Below are 3,220 nucleotides of genomic sequence, written 5' to 3' on the forward strand. Positions count from 1 at the left end.
AAACCATCAATCAGTTCAGCAGGCTGACCTGCTGTACCAAAACCACCAATCATGATGGTTGAGCCATCTTTAATTTGGGATAAGGCTTCGGTTAATGAGTGAGCACTTTTATCAATCATTAGACAACTCCGTCTGTACGCTGCATAAATAAGGATGAAAACTAATGCTCAGGATGAATAGATAAGCTCAAAATTGAATCACTCAATCCCGAGTGTTTTCATTAGAATTCCTTTTGTTTATTTTTCATTTTTTTTAATTGGACATCTACTATAAAACAGTAATTTTGTGCGATATGTAGTATTTAGGTTCGATGATCGAACAATTATTCTAATTTTTGAATATACTAGATGGATATTCAATTACTCTCAATTTTGTTTGATCAGCGAAATAAAGGTTAACTTATGCATGAGGCTAAATTAGAAGATAAGAAAATTTTGCAAAACCCAGATAACCAAAAAAATATTCGACATGAAGATTTTATCGCGGGCATTAGCAAAGGTATGGCCATTTTAGATTGTTTTGGATCTGAACGTCATCGCTTAAATATCAGTATTGCCGCTGAAAAAACAGGAATGACGCGTGCAGCAGCGCGTAGGCATTTACTCACGCTTGAGTATTTGGGATATTTAGAATTTGATGGGCATTATTATTATTTGGCACCTAAAATATTAAAATTTTCAGGTGCTTACCTAAGTGGTTCACAACTGCCAAAAATTTGCCAACCTTTATTAAACTTACTCACCACCCAAACATCGCTTATTTATTCAGTGATGGTTTTAGATGGTTATGAAGCAATTACCATCGCTCGAAGTGCGGCCCACCAACAAACAGATCGGGTCAATCCTTATGGACTCCATTTAGGAAATCGTTTGCCGGCACATGCCACATCAGCAGGTAAAATTTTATTGGCATATCTAGAGTTAGATGAGCAAAAAAAATGGTTAGAAAAGTATCCATTGAAGCGATTAACCAAATTTAGTTGCACAGACAATGATACCTTTCTAAAGATTTTAGAGGAAATTAAAGAGCAAGATTGGTGTTATTCAAGCGAAGAACATGAGCTGGGTGTACATGCGCTTGCCGTGCCTATATATGGACCGAAAGGCAATGTTGTTGCAGCATTAAATATTGTTTCGCCTACAACAAAAACGACGAAAGAATATCTAGTTCAGCAAATTATGCCTTTGCTTCTTGAAACAGCACGTGAATTACGTAATGTCATTTAGATATTTATTTAACACTCGTACTGTGTGAAATCAGGTAATACGGAGTGCCATAAGTAATATCAAATGCGCTATATCTACTGCAAATGTTCTACAAAAACTGATTCGTGTAGTATGTATAAATGCTGTAGAGCTTATACTTAATGTTGATTGTAAAACCTTAGTGGATTAAGCCATGGCTAGAAAAACTGCGCTAATGTCTCCCCTTGGAAGACAGGTATTATCTAATCATCATGCCTCATTTGATCCCAAGAAAAATATGCCAAGTCGTAAAGCTCAGAAAATAATAGTTGAACAACTTTTTTAAGTCCTGTTCTTAACGCTTACATTTAAAAACAGGACATTTAAGATTTTGAATAACAAGACTTATTGGACTTCAAATTCAATTCTACGGTTTTTCTTACGACCATCAACGGTTGTGTTATCAGCAACTGGTTGAGTTGAACCTAATCCTTCCACCGTTAAATAATCTGTTGGCACATTTTTTTCTGTTAAATACCTTTTAACTGCGGCTGCACGTTCCTGACTAAGGATTAAATTTTTAGCTGGACTACCTGAACTATCCGTATGACCAATAATTTTAACCTTCTTTCCAGCGACTTTATTTAATGCAACTGCCATTTCATCCAAAATTTTGGTTCCTGATGCGACTAATATTGCACTTCCAGATTCAAACTCGATAATTCTATTTTTTAAAGCATCATCAATAATTTTCTGCTCTGCTTGATTCACAGATAACTGTATATTTAAGCGATACGGTATTTGAATCATATTTTGAAAATTTACTGTGGTTGGCTGAATGTCATTTTGATTTAACATTTTTCCCGTTAATTCAACCTCTGTACCCCGCACAGATAATTTTCCTTGTTTAACTTTCTTTAAATCTGGTGTAATGATTTTAGTTACTGAATCACTCCAGCCATTGGGTGCAGAAACGGTTTTTACTTTAATTTTATCAATAACTTGATCTATTCCATAAACACTATACATTTTGGCTAAAATTGCTTGTTTACTGCTTTCATTTGGTACAACACCTTCAATCACAATGGGTTCAGCCAATACCAGAGAGCTTAAGGATACAAGAGTCAATAAAATCAGGACTTTAATTTTTTTTCTAATTATTTGTAATTTAATCATTTTTAATCAGCTATAAATGTTTGTCTAAAAAGTTTAATACCTTGATTTAAACTTAGATGGCGCTCACACAAGGACTGTTCTAAGGCCGCGAGTCCTGCATTTTGTTCTAAATAAGGATCAATCCAGTCTGCTTTTGCTAATGAAACCCAATGTTCTGAATCCATTTTTTGAGTAAATATTTCACTTAATGCAATAATATCAGCACCTTGAAATCCAAATAACAAAACAGGTGAATGGCTATGTAAAATTCCAATGAGTAATTCTACATTTTACTTAGCAATAAAATAGTTAATTAAATTGACCCAAAACGCGGCTATTTCATAACAATAACTTGGATTATTAATCGGTAAAATAAGGACTTTTTTTAATCGACTGGTGCCTTGTTGAATAACAGGTTGTAGCAGCAAACCTAATCCAATTATACTTTGAGAAAGTTCATAAGCCGTTATTTTCATCAATTGAGAAAATGAATGAATCGTATGATATTCATAAAACTTAGCGCTTTCTATATGAGTAAATATTTGGATTTCATTACTTAATTTACTCAATTTATCTAGGGCGTGTCATCAATTAGGTTGATAAAATCTGACGCGTCCTTATTATTCTCTTATGACTAAACGCTATGCATTAAGAGACGATCAATGGGAACAGATTAAAGATCTGTTACCTGGACGAACAGGTACGGTTGGTGTAACCGCCAAAGATAACCGATTATTTGTTGAAGCAATACTATATCGTTACCGCTCAGGTATCCCGTGGCGAGACTTGCCTGAACGCTTTGGTGATTTTAGAGTCGTGCATACTCGCTTTAGCCGCTGGGCTAAAACAGGCGTGTGGCAGAGAGTTTTTGAAGTGCTGTC

The 3,220-nt window shown here is 34.9% G+C and carries 5 protein-coding genes and 1 pseudogene; 3 read left to right on the forward strand and 3 right to left on the reverse strand.

The window, feature by feature from the left end; genetic code table 11:
- The coding region (locus tag BLV99_RS17850; protein WP_280138285.1) for a CoA-transferase at positions 1–119 on the reverse strand (119 nt) is incomplete at its 3' end.
- Between the two features lie 282 nt (positions 120–401).
- Between BLV99_RS17850 and pcaU the strand changes: the two genes are divergently transcribed.
- Both pcaU and BLV99_RS18655 read left to right on the forward strand, forming a co-directional pair.
- Positions 402–1,226: an IclR family transcriptional regulator PcaU gene (pcaU, locus tag BLV99_RS17855; RefSeq protein ID WP_086185881.1), complete on the forward strand. Its 825-nt coding sequence runs from the start codon at positions 402–404 to the stop codon at positions 1,224–1,226.
- 172 nt (positions 1,227–1,398) lie between these two features.
- Positions 1,399–1,530, forward strand: a complete 132-nt coding sequence (locus tag BLV99_RS18655; RefSeq protein WP_280138284.1) for a hypothetical protein — start codon at positions 1,399–1,401, stop codon at positions 1,528–1,530.
- A gap of 59 nt (positions 1,531–1,589) precedes the next feature.
- On the opposite strand, the gene BLV99_RS17860 is transcribed toward BLV99_RS18655, so the two are convergent.
- Both BLV99_RS17860 and BLV99_RS17865 read right to left on the reverse strand, forming a co-directional pair.
- Positions 1,590–2,360 carry an OmpA family protein gene (locus BLV99_RS17860; protein WP_092693046.1) on the reverse strand — a complete coding sequence of 257 codons (771 nt, stop codon included), beginning with the start codon at positions 2,358–2,360 and terminating at the stop codon, positions 1,590–1,592.
- A 2-nt stretch (positions 2,361–2,362) separates the two neighbouring features.
- Positions 2,363–2,917: pseudogene (locus BLV99_RS17865) on the reverse strand (type VI secretion system-associated protein TagF); the annotation flags it as partial.
- Between the two features lie 52 nt (positions 2,918–2,969).
- Between BLV99_RS17865 and BLV99_RS17870 the strand changes: the two are divergent.
- A partial coding sequence (locus BLV99_RS17870; RefSeq protein WP_139243526.1) for a transposase occupies positions 2,970–3,220 on the forward strand: 251 nt, incomplete at its 3' end.

The organism is Acinetobacter kyonggiensis (genome assembly GCF_900107285.1).
Classification (GTDB): Bacteria; Pseudomonadota; Gammaproteobacteria; order Pseudomonadales; family Moraxellaceae; genus Acinetobacter; species Acinetobacter kyonggiensis.

Excerpts from the sequence above, each read along its gene's own strand:
- pcaU (WP_086185881.1), top strand. The coding sequence starts at position 402 with ATGCATGAGGCTAAATTAGAAGATAAGAAAATTTTGCAAAACCCAGAT.
- BLV99_RS18655 (WP_280138284.1), top strand. The coding sequence starts at position 1,399 with ATGGCTAGAAAAACTGCGCTAATGTCTCCCCTTGGAAGACAGGTATTA.
- BLV99_RS17860 (WP_092693046.1), bottom strand. The coding sequence starts at position 2,360 with ATGATTAAATTACAAATAATTAGAAAAAAAATTAAAGTCCTGATTTTA.